16 protein-coding genes are annotated in these 16,278 nt (G+C 37.5%); all 16 read right to left on the bottom strand.

Features of this window, described 5'->3' with window-relative positions:
• Positions 1–35: 35 nt before the first annotated feature.
• The gene (locus BO15_RS0109740; RefSeq protein WP_033154143.1) at positions 36–2,144 is read right to left on the bottom strand and encodes a peptidase U32 family protein; all 2,109 of its coding nucleotides are present in this window, start codon (positions 2,142–2,144) and stop codon (positions 36–38) included.
• 43 nt (positions 2,145–2,187) lie between these two features.
• Entirely contained in the window at positions 2,188–2,613 is a 426-nt protein-coding gene (locus BO15_RS0109745; RefSeq protein WP_033154144.1) for a cell division protein ZapA, read from the bottom strand.
• Positions 2,614–2,680: 67 nt separating this feature from the next.
• Entirely contained in the window at positions 2,681–3,694 is a 1,014-nt protein-coding gene (gene ruvB, locus BO15_RS0109750; protein ID WP_033154145.1) for a Holliday junction branch migration DNA helicase RuvB, read from the bottom strand.
• Positions 3,695–3,706: 12 nt separating this feature from the next.
• The gene (ruvA, locus tag BO15_RS0109755; protein WP_033154146.1) at positions 3,707–4,315 is read right to left on the bottom strand and encodes a Holliday junction branch migration protein RuvA; all 609 of its coding nucleotides are present in this window, start codon (positions 4,313–4,315) and stop codon (positions 3,707–3,709) included.
• Positions 4,312–5,742 carry a tRNA (N6-isopentenyl adenosine(37)-C2)-methylthiotransferase MiaB gene (miaB, locus tag BO15_RS0109760; RefSeq protein WP_033154147.1) on the bottom strand — a complete coding sequence of 477 codons (1,431 nt, stop codon included), beginning with the start codon at positions 5,740–5,742 and terminating at the stop codon, positions 4,312–4,314. The genes ruvA and miaB overlap by 4 nt, the downstream gene beginning before the upstream one ends.
• A gap of 12 nt (positions 5,743–5,754) precedes the next feature.
• Positions 5,755–6,999, bottom strand: coding sequence for a glutamate-5-semialdehyde dehydrogenase (locus BO15_RS0109765; protein WP_033154148.1), 1,245 nt, complete (start codon positions 6,997–6,999; stop codon positions 5,755–5,757).
• Entirely contained in the window at positions 6,996–7,589 is a 594-nt protein-coding gene (locus BO15_RS13290; protein ID WP_052169879.1) for a 5-formyltetrahydrofolate cyclo-ligase, read from the bottom strand. Before BO15_RS13290 ends, BO15_RS0109765 begins: the two co-directional genes overlap by 4 nt.
• Positions 7,570–7,791 (bottom strand): DUF896 domain-containing protein, encoded by a 222-nt coding sequence (locus BO15_RS0109775; protein ID WP_330372025.1) that lies wholly within the window; start codon positions 7,789–7,791, stop codon positions 7,570–7,572. The genes BO15_RS13290 and BO15_RS0109775 overlap by 20 nt, the downstream gene beginning before the upstream one ends.
• A 2-nt stretch (positions 7,792–7,793) precedes the next feature.
• Entirely contained in the window at positions 7,794–8,627 is an 834-nt protein-coding gene (gene proB / locus BO15_RS0109780; protein ID WP_033154149.1) for a glutamate 5-kinase, read from the bottom strand.
• A 37-nt stretch (positions 8,628–8,664) separates the two neighbouring features.
• The gene (locus BO15_RS0109785; RefSeq protein ID WP_033154150.1) at positions 8,665–10,572 is read right to left on the bottom strand and encodes an EAL domain-containing protein; all 1,908 of its coding nucleotides are present in this window, start codon (positions 10,570–10,572) and stop codon (positions 8,665–8,667) included.
• 116 nt (positions 10,573–10,688) lie between these two features.
• Positions 10,689–12,458 carry a flavocytochrome c gene (locus tag BO15_RS0109790; protein ID WP_033154151.1) on the bottom strand — a complete coding sequence of 590 codons (1,770 nt, stop codon included), beginning with the start codon at positions 12,456–12,458 and terminating at the stop codon, positions 10,689–10,691.
• Positions 12,459–12,467: 9 nt separating this feature from the next.
• A complete protein-coding gene (locus BO15_RS0109795) occupies positions 12,468–13,259 on the bottom strand; it encodes an RnfABCDGE type electron transport complex subunit B (RefSeq protein WP_033154152.1) in 792 nt (263 codons plus the stop codon).
• A 13-nt stretch (positions 13,260–13,272) separates the two neighbouring features.
• Entirely contained in the window at positions 13,273–13,857 is a 585-nt protein-coding gene (gene rsxA / locus BO15_RS0109800) for an electron transport complex subunit RsxA (protein WP_033154153.1), read from the bottom strand.
• Positions 13,857–14,714, bottom strand: coding sequence for an electron transport complex subunit RsxE (rsxE, locus tag BO15_RS0109805; RefSeq protein ID WP_033154154.1), 858 nt, complete (start codon positions 14,712–14,714; stop codon positions 13,857–13,859). Before rsxE ends, rsxA begins: the two co-directional genes overlap by 1 nt.
• Complete coding sequence (locus tag BO15_RS0109810) at positions 14,707–15,330, bottom strand: RnfABCDGE type electron transport complex subunit G (protein WP_033154155.1); 624 nt, start codon at positions 15,328–15,330, stop codon at positions 14,707–14,709. The genes rsxE and BO15_RS0109810 overlap by 8 nt, the downstream gene beginning before the upstream one ends.
• Positions 15,323–16,261 (bottom strand): RnfABCDGE type electron transport complex subunit D, encoded by a 939-nt coding sequence (locus BO15_RS0109815; protein WP_081828627.1) that lies wholly within the window; start codon positions 16,259–16,261, stop codon positions 15,323–15,325. The genes BO15_RS0109810 and BO15_RS0109815 overlap by 8 nt, the downstream gene beginning before the upstream one ends.
• Positions 16,262–16,278: the final 17 nt, after the last annotated feature.

The following is a 16,278-nucleotide window of genomic DNA, read 5'->3' on the forward strand; positions in this document are numbered from 1 at the left end:
TATTCTGGAAAAAGTTATCAGAACGCTAACCAACGTTATTCTACTCCTCTTTTTAAATGTCCTTTAGTAAAGTCTTCTTTGAATTTAAAAGGTTGATTCTTGATAAATACATCTTTATAAAGATTAAGTATTTCTTCGGTTTCTGATTCAGATTCAACAGTAAAATCCAATCTGAATTCTTTTACGCCAAGTGTCAGCAATTCATCCTTTAAATCAAAAGCCATATATTTCTTGCTGTTGTAGATTGTGTTATAGCAGTTGGTGCAATCACAAGCAACAATCAAGTTTTCATTCTTTCTGTCTACTAGTGTAATCTGGCTGTTAGCCTTTTTACATCCGATAGTGTTCTTAACAGTACAATTAGCTGTAATCATCATAGGAATACGGCTGTAAATAATCATCTGAGAATTATGATTATCTCTGTGCTTTAATTCTTTTAATGAAAGCTCATAAGGGATACAGCTATAATTGAATCCAAGATTTTCAAATGCTTTAACACTTCGGTTGTTGAATGTATATAACCTGTGGTCCAGTATTACTTTTTTCTGAGGGTAATCAATACTAGATAAATAACCTAGCTCATCGTAGCTTGCTGCTATTACACCGTCTGCTCTATCGTCTATATCTAAAGAGTTGATTTTGCTGCTTCTAAATACTGCTGGCAGGTAAATATATACTTTGCCAGAAAAATATTGTTTTGCAGTCTCAAATAAATGGGATGGAACCGCAATAGCATCAATAAAATCAAAGTTTTTCAATGCTTTAATCTGCTCTTCTTTTAGCAATGTGATGAAAGCCTTTGGTGAAGCCTGAATATTGTTAGGGACCTTTAATTCCTCAAATGGAACTACTATTTTATTCTTCTCAGTAGATAATACAGCAGTAAGCTTTGCAATGGCTTCTCTTCTGGCATTCTTCAAAGCTGAAACAGGCAAGAAAATATCGTCATCATAATCAATGTTTAATTTATCAATTTCAAATGATGTATTTCCCAGACCAGATATCGCTTTTACGATATCTTCTCTACTTGTAGCTCTATTTTGAGCCTGTTCAATAATATTTCCGACAAACTTTCCCTCGTTTCCGTTTTCATCGGTAAATATTACCTGAAGCTCTTTTCCTAGATTTGCACTAACCTTGCAGTTAACTTTTATTTTTCTTTCTGTAATTTCTGCATTAGTTGGTTCCGCTTTTGTATGAGAAGGAGCTTCGAAAGTAATCATTTCAGGGCCGTTGTGGGAATGCAAATATAAATCTGTAAATCCGCTTCTGTTTCCCGAATTTAAAAGACGTGTTATGTCCTCATCTGATACAGAATAATTAGCAGCACCCTTGTACAAATACTGATCTATATAATGTCTATATACAGATAAAACTCCAGTTGCATAGTCTATCTGCTTCATTCTTCCTTCGATTTTGAAAGACATTACACCTGCTTCAATCATTTCCGGAAGATACTTTATAGTACAAAAATCCTTAGGGCTAAGGATGTAATTTCCTTTTTTGTTAAGCTTTTTATTTTTATCATCAAAAGCTTCATATGGAAGTCTACAAGGCTGAGCACATCTTCCTCTGTTACCAGATCTTCCGCCTAAAATTGATGACATCAAGCACTGTCCGGAATAGCAAACGCAAAGAGCACCATGAACAAAAGACTCGATTTCCAAATCAGGGCAAGCGCTATGAATCCTGCTAATTTCATTGATAGATATCTCACGAGCTGTAACAATACGTGACGCTCCTAAATCCTCGAAAAACCTGGCGCCATATTCTGTGCAAAGGCTGGCCTGAGTGCTCATATGAATATGCGTATCCGGGAAATATGTTCTTATGAAATTAAATACACCAAAATCCTGAACGATAAATGCATCGACTCCATTTTCCACGTATGCTTTTAGGTATTCGTAAAGCTTTCCTTCGATTTCAAGATTTTTAAGTAATGTATTTACAGTAAGATAAGCCTTCGCTCCGTGCAAATGAGCATATTTAATAGCCTCTTTGGCGTCTTCGATTGAGAAGTTCTTAGCATAAGCTCTAGCGCCAAATAAATCACCACCAAAATAAACTGCATCAGCTCCTGAATTGATAGCAGCCTTAAATATTTGTAAATCGCCTGCTGGCGAAAGTAATTCTAATTTATTCATAGATATCCTCAAAAAATAAGGGCCCCATCAAGGGACCCAATTATTATTCATCTGAAATAGAACCTAGAAGGGCATCCTCTAGGGAAGCCTCAAGCTTTGTCTTGTGAAGAAGAAGCTCCTTGTTCTCCCTTTCAAGCTTTGTAATTGTTTCTTCTAAAGTCTCTGTCTTAAGCTGTGCTGATATTAAATCGTGTTTGAGATTGTAAATTTCTTTATCACGAATATCTAAATCAGATTCAAGGGATTCAACCTGGGTCTTCGCCTTGAAGTAATCGTCAGCAATATTTAGCTCAAGCAAAGTAGCCTTTAAATCAGCAGAAATACGCTTGTAATCGTCTATTGAATTAAACTCGTCAAGCTTTGAATTTATGTAGTTGGCAACCTTCTGAAGATATTCCTCCTCTTCGTAACCGCTCAACGTATAAACTTTTCCGCCTATAAGCACTTTTGCGCTCTTCTCGGAAACCATATACCGCATCCTCCCTCTAGAAAATCACCTATAATTATATATATTATTTTGCATAAAAACAAGATTTTCACATTACATTTTCTGGAATTGGCATGTGAAAATGTTCGTATGCTTCTTTTGTTGCAACTCGTCCCTTTGGAGTACGAATAATTAGGCCATTTTGAAGCAAATATGGCTCGTAAACATCCTCGATTGTGCCTGAATCCTCTCCTACTGTAGCAGCAAGATTATCAAGACCTACTGGTCCTCCATTAAAACGCTCAATAATGGCAAGCAAAATGTTTCTATCGTTATTATCCAATCCTAAAGTGTCAACCTCTAAAGAATCTAGTGTGGCGGCAGCTACATCCTTTGTGATAACACCATCAAATTTTACCTCAGCGTAATCCCTCACTCGTTTCAAGTATCTGTTGGCCAAACGTGGGGTTCCTCTTGATCTAAGAGCAATTTGGTATGCACCCTCATAATCAATAGGAGCATCAAGCTTTCCTGCAGAAGCTGTAACGATTGTAGACAATTCCTCAGGAGTGTAATAATCCATATGGCCGATTATTCCGAATCTATCACGAAGTGGAGCGGACAAAAGACCAGGTCTTGTTGTGGCTCCTATTAAAGTGAAACGTGGTAATTTTGTATGAATTGAACGGGCTGTAGTATCCTTGCCCATAACAATATCTACAGCAAAATCTTCCATTGCGGAATATAAAGTCTCTTCTACTGGCTTTGAAAGACGATGAATTTCATCGATAAATAATACATCGCCATCTTTTAAAGTCATAAGAACTGCTACTATCTCACCCGGTATAGTAATTGCCGGGCCGGATGTAACCTTGATATTTGAATTCATCTCTGAAGCTACAATCCCTGCAAGAGTGGTTTTTCCAAGGCCAGGAGGTCCATATAAAAGTACATGATCCAGTGCCTCACCACGCTTTTTTGCAGCCTCGATATATATTTGCATGTTCTCTTTGACTTTATTCTGACCAATGTAGCCATCAAAGCTCTTTGGTCTAAGAGCATTGTCTGTAACTAAATCTTCGTGAGATGCAATTGTAGATGTTATTTGTTTGTTTGAAAGCATATATTCTCACCCTTAAATAAATGACATTTGTTTCAATGTATCTGAAAGTAATTGCTCTGTGGTTGTAGAGTCTGTTATTGTCATCTTATCTAAAGCTCTAGCAGCGTTGCTTGGTGAATAGCCAAGTGCTACAAGTGCTTCTAATACTTCTTCTTTTACGGTTGAAGTAGTGGCAATATTAGTCTGGCCAGCCGAAAGCTTACCTTCGAACGCATCAACAATATCAACTTTATCTTTTAAATCGATTATTGCTCGTTCTGCTGTTTTCTTTCCTACTCCAGGAACTTTAGCAAAGGCCTTTGAATCGCCACCTGCCACAGCAAAACGAATGTCTGAAACGGTCATGGAACTAAGGATCGCTAGTGCCCCCTTAGGCCCAATTCCGCTGACAGAAAGAAGAAGCTCAAACATCTTAAGCTCCTCCTTGTCATAGAATCCATATAAAGTAAGAGAATCCTCTTTTGGAATCAGCTTGGTGTTAAGCTTAATTTCTGAACCAATGGCAGGAAGACTGCCAATGGTATTCATTGAAGAATTAACACCATAACCTATTCCATTATTGTCAACGATAATGACGTTACCATCAATATCAGTAAGTGTGCCTCGAATGAATGCTATCATATTTTCTCCCCAATAAAATAAAATCCTTTACAACAGTTTAACTTAACCTCAACGATTTTTCCAATCAAAGATGCATCTCCTGGGAAATGTACTGTTGTATTGTTTTCAAGCTTGCCTGATACCAATGAAGAATCCTGCTCATTTACTTCTTCAACAAGTACTTTTTGAACTGTTCCTTCAAGTGATTTTACTTTTTCGTGTCCATGTTTTTGTACTAAAGCAAGCAATCTATCGAATCTGTCCTTGATTACGTCTTCTGGAACCTGATTATCCATTGTAGCGGCTGGAGTTCCAGTACGCTTTGAATAGATAAATGTAAATGCACTATCATAATGAACTTTATCTACTACGTCCATTGTCTCAAGGAAATCTTCTTCTGTCTCGCCAGGGAAGCCAACAATAATATCCGTAGTAATAGCTACATCAGGAATGCGAGCTCTAAGCTTTTCTACTAAGCCAAGATAATGCTCCTTTGTATAGCGTCTGTTCATTTTCTTAAGAATTTCACTGCTTCCTGACTGAAGAGGCAAATGCATGTGCTTACATACCTTTGGAAGTGTAGCCATTGCCTCAATAAGGTCGTCTGAAAGATCCTTTGGATGAGGAGTCATGAAACGAATTCTCTCAAGACCTTCGATATCATTTACCATCTTAAGAAGCTCTGCAAATGTCACCTTTTCTTCAAGACCTACTCCGTATGAGTTAACATTCTGGCCAAGAAGCATAATTTCAACAACGCCATCAGCAACTAATGCCTTAATTTCGTTTACGATATCCTCTGGCTTTCTTGAACGCTCTCTTCCTCTAACATAAGGCACGATACAATATGTACAGAAATTATTACATCCGAAGCTGATATTTACACCAGATTTGAATGGGTATTTTCTAGAAATTGGAAGGTTCTCTACGATTTTATCTGTGTCCTTCCAGATATCAATAATCATACCTTTTTTATTAAGTAACGCTGTTGTAAATAACTCCGCAAACTTGTAAAGGTTGTGTGTTCCGAAAATTAAATCTACAAATTTGTAGTTGTTTTGTAAATGCTCGATAACAGTAGGCTCCTGCATCATACAACCACAGAGACCAATCATCATATTTTTATTCTTTTTCTTGTAACCGTGAAGAATGCCAAGATGACCATACACCTTGTTATTTGCATTTTCTCTAACAGTACATGTATTGTAAATTACAAAATCAGCATTCTCATCTGTTGTTTCTTCATAACCAATTTCTTTAAGAACACCAAGAAGCTTCTCAGAATCTCTCGCGTTCATCTGGCAACCAAATGTAACTACGCAGCAAGTAAGCTTTCTTCCTAGCTCTGCTTCTCTTTCAGCTACAATTTTTGCAGCTTCCTTAATGAAATAATATTGACGTTCTGGCTCCTCTGTTGGAGCATTGTTTAATAAATCTGTAATACTCATTTTAATTCCTAACTATTTTCTAATTTGTCCGTTACCACGGATTGTATATTTATAACTTGTTAATGCTAAAAGTCCCATAGGGCCTCTCGCATGAAGTTTTTGAGTGCTAATTCCTATTTCTGCTCCAAATCCAAATTCAAATCCATCTGTAAATCTAGTAGAAGCATTAACATATACACAGGATGCATCAATGCCATCTAAAAATGCGTTAGCATTTGCTTCGTCATTGGTAATAATCGATTCAGAATGTCCTGTGTTGTATTTATTAATGTGTTCAATAGCTTCTTCAACAGAGGAAACAGTCTTGACAGAAATAATATAATCTAAATATTCTTTACCAAAATCTTCTTCTGTTGCATCAAGTGAGCCCTCAAGATACTGCTTTGAGGCTGCATCAGCAAAAATTTTCACACCATGTTCTTTAAGCTTTTCATTTAATGCAGTAAGTAGCTTGGCTGCTATATCTTTATGTATAACAAGAGATTCACAGGCGTTACATACGCCTATTCTCTGTGTTTTGGCATTTTCAATAACAGATATAGCCATGTCGATATCGGCATCATAATCAACGTAGATATGACAGTTTCCAGAGCCTGTTTCAATTACAGGAACAGAAGCATTTTCTACAACTGATTTAATTAAGCCTGCTCCGCCACGAGGAATAAGAACATCTACATATCCATTCATGCGCATAAGCTGGTTGGTAGACTCTCTTGTAGTATCTTCGATTAATGTAATAGCATCAACTGGAAGATTTTCCTTCTCAAGAGTGTCCCTGATAATCTTTACGATAGCCTTGTTTGATTCAAGAGCATCAGAGCCGCCTTTTAATATAGTTGCATTGCCAGTTTTAAAACAAAGACCAAATACGTCTGCAGTAACATTTGGTCGTGCCTCGTAAATGACACCAACAACACCAATTGGAACAAGTCTTTTTGCTATATGAAGCCCGTTAGGTCTATCCCATTCTTCGGTGATTTTTCCGATTGGATCCTCAAGCTCTACAACCTGACGCAATCCCTCTGCCATTCCACTAATTCGAGATTCATCTAACTTTAATCGATCTAATAATCCCTGAGATAATCCCTTTTTCTCACCGTTAGCCATATCGATTTGATTAGCACTAATAATATCTGCACTATTATTAACAAGGGCATCAGCAACCGCTAATATCCCTTTGTTTTTTGCCTCGGTAGATAATAAAGCTACTTTATACTTTGCTGCCTTTGCTTTTGTTGCCTGCTCAATTAATGTCATGATCTACTTCCTTTCAAAACCAAGTTTTCAGTAACAATATAATCCATCGGTATATCATGGGATTCGATTTGAATAGTCTCCGCCAGCTGCTTTGAAAAGCAAGGCGCAATGCTTGTTATTTCTGGATGCTTTTCGAAAAATCTATCATAAAAGCCGCCTCCATAACCAATTCTATTAAGCTTTTTATCGAATATCAACCCTGGGGTTATAGAAATAATTGACTGATTGAAATCAGTAAGTAAATTTATGTCAGATTTCGGTTCCATAATATTGTATGAACCAATAGAAAAATCCATTTCTAAATCGACTATTTCATAGAAATACAACTGATGATTCTTTTTATCACATTTTGGGAAATATAGATGCTTTCCCTGCTGTAATAAAATGGAATATAACTGTTTTAAATCAACTTCGCTTCCAAATGGATAATAGCATAAAAAAATATTAGCTCCTTTAAAATCAGATTCTAAAAGAGCCAAAACATTTTTACTAATAAGGGATGACAGTCGATTTCTTTCTGAAATTGAAATACCATCTCTAATGCATTTATAAGTTAATCTAATATCATTATTAGTTTGACTTACTTCCATATTTTTCGCCAAGGTTTTCTACCTTACCATTTTCATCTACTATATCAATATTGTTAAGCTGGGTTCTGATGTTGCCTCTGATTGCATCAATATATGCTCTTCTAAGCTTAGCCTGCTCTGCTTTTTCTGCATCAGTAAGACCTTCACCTTTCTGCTTATGGTAAAGTTCATTAATTCTTGCGATATCTTTCTCTGTAATCATAATTAATCCTCTAATAAATCTAATACATGAACATCATCTCTTTTATTTGCAGTAAAGAGTGTGCCCTTGTCTTTGTTTTCGAAAATACGATGAATATTTCCTATGTGTGCGCCGTTTGTAATAACCATATCTGCACCAGAATATGTAGCAATTTGAGCTGCTCTAAGTTTTGCAGTCATTCCTCCCGTACCGACATTTGATGTACTGTCAGAAGAAGCCATTTCAAAGACAGAATCAATATCCTTTACAACTGGCACAAACTCAGCATTAGGGTTAGTGTTTGGGTTGTCAGTATAAAGACCATCAATATCCGATAAAAGAATAAGCGCATCAGCTTTTACAAGTGCTGCAACAATAGCTGATAATGAATCATTATCACCAAACTGAATTTCATGGGTTGCAACAGTATCATTTTCGTTTACGACAGGAATAACTCCAAGATTAAATAACTGTTCAAATGTATTACGAGCATTTTCTCTGGATTCTGGATCAGTCATTGTTTTCTTGGTCATAAGAATCTGGCCGGCTCTTTGATTGTACTCAGAAAAAAGCTTTTGATAAACCGACATAAGATAAGCTTGCCCAATAGATGCACAGGCCTGCTTTGTAGCCAAATCTGAAGGACGTTCCTTTAAACCGATTGCATATCGACCAACTGCGATTGCACCTGAAGACACAAGACATACATCCTTGCCTTGAGCACGCAAATCACAAAGCTGACGCACTAAACGCTCCAACTTTGTGTAATCGATATTTCCAGTTGCATCATGGGTTATGGTTGACGAGCCGACCTTAACAATAACTCTCTTCTTTTTTGTAAAATCTACACCGTACATATTCTTCCCCCGAAATATTATCCGGTACATAATAACACTATTTTCGCAGATATTCAATAAATTGGGACTTTGGCATTGGTTTTGCAAAATAGAACCCCTGAAGATAATCCACATTAAGTTTCTTTAACATATTAAGATGTTTTTCAGATTCAACACCTTCTATTAAAACCTTGCAATCTAAATCATGAATCATCTTTACGGTGTTCTCTAATATAACTTTTCCACGCTTGTCATTCTCCGCATTCCATAAAATGGTCTTATCAATTTTTACAACGTCAAAATCTAGAGAGAAAATACCCTCCATATTAGAATAGCCGGTTCCATAATCATCCATCGATATTGAAAATCCTGCAGCTTTCAAGTTGTGAGCAACGATAGAAAGAACATCATAATCCTCTGCTCCTACTGTTTCAGTAATTTCAAAGTTAATCATAGAATGATCTATTCCATACTCATCAACAATTCCTTTAATGTGCTCAAAGAATCCAGGACTAAGACATTGAATAACCGATAGATTTACATTAATGCAATCAATATTATCCTTTGGTTCGATGTCGTATTTAATAAAACGGCATACTTCACGAAGCACAAAGTCATCCATGTGTTCAACTAAACCGATTTGTTCTGCAATTGGAATAAATTCCTCTGGAGAAATATATCCGATTGTATTGTCCTGCATTCTGAGAAGCGCTTCAGCTCCATGAATTCTATAGTCATCTAGATAAACTGTTGGTTGGTAGTAAACTTCAAGATTATCATTAATAATATTTCTTTTAATAGCCTGCTCAATTTCGGATCTACGTAAAATCCAATCCATAATATTTTCTGCAGCAATTGTGGAAGGAATGATAGAGTCCGAAATGTACATAATATCATCTACAGAGCATAATTCATTGGATGTATCAGCCTTTAAAACGATAGCATTTAGTTTTATAGATGCTTCTGCTATATTCCAAACGTTGTTAAAGCGATTTGTAATAGCGTTTGTCAAGTTGTCTATATGCTTGCAGTCGCTTTTATCGCAAACAATAATGAAAGTCTCTTTAATTGGATGATAAATTTTATACCTAGGGACAAGTGTTTTTAAAAACTCCGCACATTCAGTTGTCAGCAAATCATAATTAGATGAACGAGTAATTCTTTCGAGAGTTTTGGCATTCAATATTTTAATAAATATAATGGTTGCCTTTTCATTCATAGTAAGAATGTTATTTAAATCCGCTTGCAGAGCCAGTCTATTGTAAATATGAGTGTCTGCATCTATTCTATTATCTTCACTTTCTATCGCAAGCATAACACCCATTAGAGCTAAGGCTTCTGCCAACAATTCGAATTTAATATCAATGAATTTGTATTGAATATACACGCCTGCAAAGGTAATAAAAAAGAAATATATTAAAGCTATACTCTTTCTTTTTGTAACAGCCTTCCAGGCAAATAAAATTTCAAAAATAGAAAGAATGAAATAAAAAATTGCTGCCCAATAAATAACCAGCTCGGCATTGTTTCTATGGAATACTAAATTTTCATCGTAATAGAATACCCAATTAAATACAGGATTTAATATAGCTAGAAACTCTGTAATAAAAAAAGGAACCTGTAAAAGTATTCCTCTGGCAAATTCTCTTCTGCGGTTTTTTCCAGTTACGCTACATACATAGTTATAAAGTGCTGGGCAAAGAGCTGTATGCAAAATGAAATAGGAATTTTGTGACGCCAATAGCATAAAATGGCTATAATCGGATTCATTTCCGATAATTTCAAAAACAGCTGTAGAAATCTCTGAGATTGAATTAAGTGTAATAATTAAAAGTAAAAATAAAAACCATCTATTTTGTGCTTTATCAGTTCTTTTCTGTAAAAGAGTAAATAATAAAATCGAAATTGAAATTGCTAATGCTGCCGCATAAAACGCTATGTGAAATTGATTTCTAATAAATATCATCAAATTCCTCCGGTAGAAATAATTAAAAAAGCAAAGATAATTTTAACAAATATTTATTCGTTTGTTAACAAAAAAAATGCTCCCCGTAAAAACGAGGAGCATGATAAAGAATTTATTTATTTCTCGATGTATTCAATTGCACTTTCAGCTGCGATTCTACCATAAACAACGATATCAGCAACAGCATTACCGCCAAGACGGTTAGCACCGTGGATACCACCAGTAACCTCACCGCAAGCATATAGGCCTTCGATTGGATTGCCGTCAGTATCAATTACCTCTGCAGAAGTGTTAATCTTAACACCACCCATACAGTGATGGATACCAGGTCCAACATTTACTGCATAGTAAGGACCAGAAGAAAGATCTGTCTTTACAGCGCCGATTTCACGACCGAAGTCTTCATCAACACCAGATGCAACATAGCCAGACCATGTTGCTACTGTCTCTTTTAAAGCTTCTGTTGCATCAGCATCAAATTCCATAGCCTTTGCAAGATCATCAAGAGTCTCACCATTTACAAGGTAACCACCCTTTTCAAGCTTAGAAATAACAGCAGAACCCTCGTACATATCCTGGTTTACGATAAGCCATACATTACCTGTAGGCTGCTCGATTTCTGCAGCAGATACTTCATCACGAGTACCTGTCTCGTTGAAGAATCTGTGACCTTCTTTGTTTACAAGGATAGCGCCATCACCACGAAGTGCCTCACCAACTAATGTACCATCTGTAGGAACTACTGTAGGATGAAGCTGAATCTGATCAAGATCAACAAAATCAGCATTAAGATCTCCTAAGAAATCAATAGCATCACCACTTGCTGTAGTAACGTTTGTAGAAATGTATCCTTCTAAGTCAGGACGATATTCTGTAACCTTATCCATGTTACCACCGAAACCACCTGTAGCTACAATTACAGCATCAGCATGAATTGTAACATTGTTTCCAGATGAGCCTGTAGCCTTAACGCCTGCAGCCTTACCATCTTCCATAATGATTTCTGTAGCAGCTGTGTTTGTATGTACTTCGATTCCAAGCTCATCCATTCTTGCAGAAAGCTTATCTACAAGGTAAGAACCTACTGGAATGATGTTTCCGTCAGCATCTACTGGTCTATGTGTACGGTTAGCACTTAAACCACCCATGGTAGCAAGAGGTCCGTTTAATTCGATACCCTCTGAATCAAGCCAATCAATTGCACCTGATGTATTTTCAGCTAATACCTTTACAAGCTCAGGATCGTTCATGTTCTTACCACTTGCCATTGTATCATCGATAAATGACTGAACAGAATCCTCAACGCCCTGCTCTTCTTCGTAATGTGTCTCTGCAGCGTTCATACCAGAACTTGCACGAGCAGTATTACCACCAAGAATTGAGTTTTTCTCAAGAAGGATAACTGACTTTCCTTCCTCTGCAGCACTGATAGCAGCTGTCATACCAGCTCCACCACCACCGATAACTACGATATCAGCAGTTCCTTCGTAATCCTCAGCAACTGTCTTTGAACCGTTAGAACCATCAGCAACAACACCAGCTTCATTAAGAGCTGCATTTACAGCCTCAAGGAAACCTGTAGAACTGTATGTAGCACCAGCGATAACGTCTACATTACTGTTCTGCTCTTCGATAATTTGAGTCTTTAAGTTGCTCAATGCTACACCACCTACTGAAGGTGTTTCATCAGGAGCATCATAAGTAATGTCTGTGATAGTATCACCATCAACAAATACTGTAACTTCGATGTTACCTCCAAAGCCTTGTGCATTAGCAACATAAGACTTACCAGAAGCTCCCTTCTTTACGAGTGGAGCTAAACCACAGAATAATGCAAGTAATATACAGATTGTTACACCTAAAATTTTCTTTGTACTATTACGCATATTTCCTCCTTACAAAATGATCTTTCTTGGACAAGCTTCTGCACATTTGCCACAGCTTGTACATTTATCTTGATCTATGTGAGCAAAGAATCCATCAACATGGATAGCATCACTTTCACAGACCTTTTCGCACTTGTGGCAACCAATACAGCCAACTTTACAAACGCTCATAACATCTTTTCCCTTGTCATTATTGTGACAACGAACAGCGTGACCAAAATCGTAAGGAATAAGCTCGATAAGATGATTTGGACATACAGCCACACACTTACCACAAGCCTTACAAGCTTCTTTGTCAACTAAAGCTACACCGTCAACAATATGAATAGCGTCAAATGGACAAGCCTTTACGCATGAGCCAAAGCCCATACAACCATAAGAGCAAGCCTTAGGACCGCCACCTGGCACATATGCCATAGCCTGGCAATCCTCGACGCCTGTGTAATCGTAAAGCTGTGTGGCATTCTCACATGTTCCGTGACACATTACAAATGCAACTTTACGAACACCTTCTTCAGCAGCAACACCCATAATTTCAGAAATCTGAGCAGCAACAGGTGCGCCACCAACTGGGCACTGATTTACAGGTGCCTCTCCCTTTGCGATAGCTGCAGCCAAGCCAGAACATCCAGCATATCCACAACCACCACAGTTATTTCCTGGAAGAACTGCAAGAACAGCCTCTTCACGTGGATCAACTTCTACCTTAAACTTTTCAGATGAAAAGCAAAGGAAAAATCCAATTATACAACCGGTAGCGCCAACTATAACAGCTGCCAGTAAAATTCCTGTTATACTCATTTGTTAGCCCTCCTTAAATTACTCCAGCGAAGCCCATAAAAGCCATAGCCATAAGTCCTGCTGTAACAAGAACGATAGCTGAACCTTTGAAAGCCTGTGGAAAATCGTTGTATTCAATCTTTTCTCTGATGCCAGCCATGATTACGATTGCAATTGTAAAGCCAAGAGCAACACCAAAACCATTAATTACTGACTCAAGAATGTCATATTCCTTAGTAACGTTATTGATAGCTGTACCAAGCACTGCACAGTTTGTTGTGATAAGTGGAAGGTATACACCAAGTGACTTATAAAGTGAAGGTACGCTCTTTTTAAGGAACATCTCTACGAACTGAACAAGTGCAGCAATAACAAGAATGAAAACAATTGTCTGCATATATTCAAATCCAGTAGGAGCCAAAATAAACTTATAAATAAGTGATGTAACAAATGATGAAATAGTAATTACGAAGATTACTGCTCCACCCATACCTGCTGCTGTCTCAACCCTCTTTGATACTCCAAGGAATGGACAAAGACCAAGGAACTGAGAAAGAACAACGTTGTTAACAATAGCTGAAGCTACTAATAAAAGAATTAAGCTTGTTACGTAACTCATTATTTTTCCTCCTTTCCAGCGATATCGTCAGCATATGAAGAATCAGAACCAGATTTCTCTACATCTTCAGTATTCTTTGCATTTGCAGTCTGTTTTGTTTCTGTAGGCACAGCCTGTGGCTTAGCAACATCCTTAGGATCAACTGGTGGAACCTCATCAGCCTTGTGAACCAAAGACTTTCCTGTACATGCACTTGATAAGCTACAACCTGAGCAATCTCCGCCTAAGCATCCCTGTACTGCTGGAAGTGGCTTACCCTTTGCTTCCATGTTACGTCTAACAACGTTCATGATGGCAACAAGACAAGCAAGTACGAAGAAAGCTCCAGGAGCAAGACCAAATAATGTGATGTGATAATCATTAAGTGGTGCAATAACTGCTCCGAAGATAGATCCGTTTGCAAGAATTTCACGAACAATACCAATAAGAGTAAGTCCTACTGTGAAACCAAGACCCATACCAATACCATCGAACATTGATGGGATGACTGGATTCTTGCTAGCGTAGCTCTCTGCACGTCCTAAGATGATACAGTTAACTACGATAAGTGGAATGTAAATACCAAGTGATTCATATAATGAAGGTGTAAAACCTTCCATTAAAAACTGAACAATTGTAACGAAGGATGCAACTACAACGATGAAAGCTGGCATTCTCACTCTATCTGGAATGATATTTCTAAGTGCAGAAATAAGCATGTTAGATAAAACAAGAACGACTGTTGTAGAAAGGCCCATACCAATACCATTAATAGCTGATGTGGTAACAGCAAGTGTTGGACACATACCAAGCATTAATACAAAGGTAGGATTCTCCTTCCAAAGTCCGTTATAAACTCTTTCTAGGTTCTTATTCATTAGAAGCACCTCCTACAATAGATTCGAAGTAGGTGACACATGCATTAATACCACCTGTCATAGCACGCGATGTTACAGTGGCAGCTGAAATAGCATCTACTTCGCTTGATGAAGATGCGCCAGTCTTTGTAACTGTAAAGATTTCTGCTGCTCTGTTAATGAACTGAGCTGAGAATGAACCATCACCTGTATCTTTAGCCTTCATACCAAGACCAGCTGTTTCTGAGATTTCAGTAATTGAATAGCCATTGATAATACCATCATTTGTGATACCTACAGAAAATGTAATATTTCCGCCGTATCCTGCTGATGTTGTAACTGTAAGAACGTATCCAATTACATTATTTGAAGCATCAAGTGCCTCAACACAATTATCGATTGTCTCTGTACCGTATCCTGCCTGATTAACGTAAGTTGTGGCAGCTGAAGAATCGAAATCCTCAATTTCAGCAAATGAAGCTGCATCTGCAAATACTGACGAATATGCTTCCTTCATAGCGTCCTGATGAGCTTTCTCAATAGGTGCTTTTGTGATTTCGTATACAAGTCCTAAAGCGAAGCCTGCTACAAGAGTAATACAGGTAAGGACTAAAGCGTCTTTTACCAATTTATTCATTAGACTTCACCTCCTTTGATATTCCAAAGGCTCTAGGTACTGTAATCTTTTCGATAAGTGGAACGAGAAGGTTGCTGAAGATGATAGCGTAGCTAACGCCCTCTGCACTGTTGCCAAAGAATCTGAAGATTCCAGTTAAAACACCGAGGCAAATACCAAAAAGGACCTTGCCAAGAGGTGTGATTGGCGATGTAACATAATCTGTTGCCATGAAGAATGCACCAAGCATTAATCCACCACCACAAAGGTGCGCAACAAGGAATGTTGTATCTAAGCCGTGTCCTCCAAATAAAATAACGAAAATGGAGAATGTAAGAATATAAACACCAGGAATAACTAAATCAATTACGCCTAACAAGATAAGAATAATTGCTCCAATCAAAATACAAAGAGCACTAGTCTCACCGATTGTACCTGCTGTACGACCAATTAACATATCGAGAGTGTTTACATTTCCACCACCGATTGATGCAAGAGGTGTAGGGCCAGCAACGCCATCGTACTCGAAATGAGTCATTGTTCCTGCGAATGAAATAAGCAAGAATACACGTCCACCAAGTGCTGGGTTCATGAAGTTCTGACCTAATCCGCCGAATAACATCTTTACAACTACGATTGCAAAAACGCTACCGAGCACTGCCTGCCATACAGGAAGTGTATGTGGTAAGTTGAGTGCAAGAAGAAGTCCAGTAACAGCTGCACTTAAATCGCCGATTGTATTCTTCTTCCCTACTGCTTTTTCAAATAAGAACTCTGATAATACACAAGATGTGATACATACTGCTATAAGTAATAATGCACGAATTCCAAAATTGATAATACCAAATAGTGTAGTTGGCATAAGGGCAATTATCACATATAACATGATAATACTACTGTCGTCCTTCGCTCTGACATGTGGAGATGAAGAAACTTTTAATAAATTACTCACTTTCTACCCCATCCTTT

It is taken from the genome of Pseudobutyrivibrio ruminis HUN009, assembly GCF_000703005.1.
In the GTDB taxonomy this organism is placed as follows: Bacteria; Bacillota; Clostridia; order Lachnospirales; family Lachnospiraceae; genus Pseudobutyrivibrio; species Pseudobutyrivibrio ruminis_A.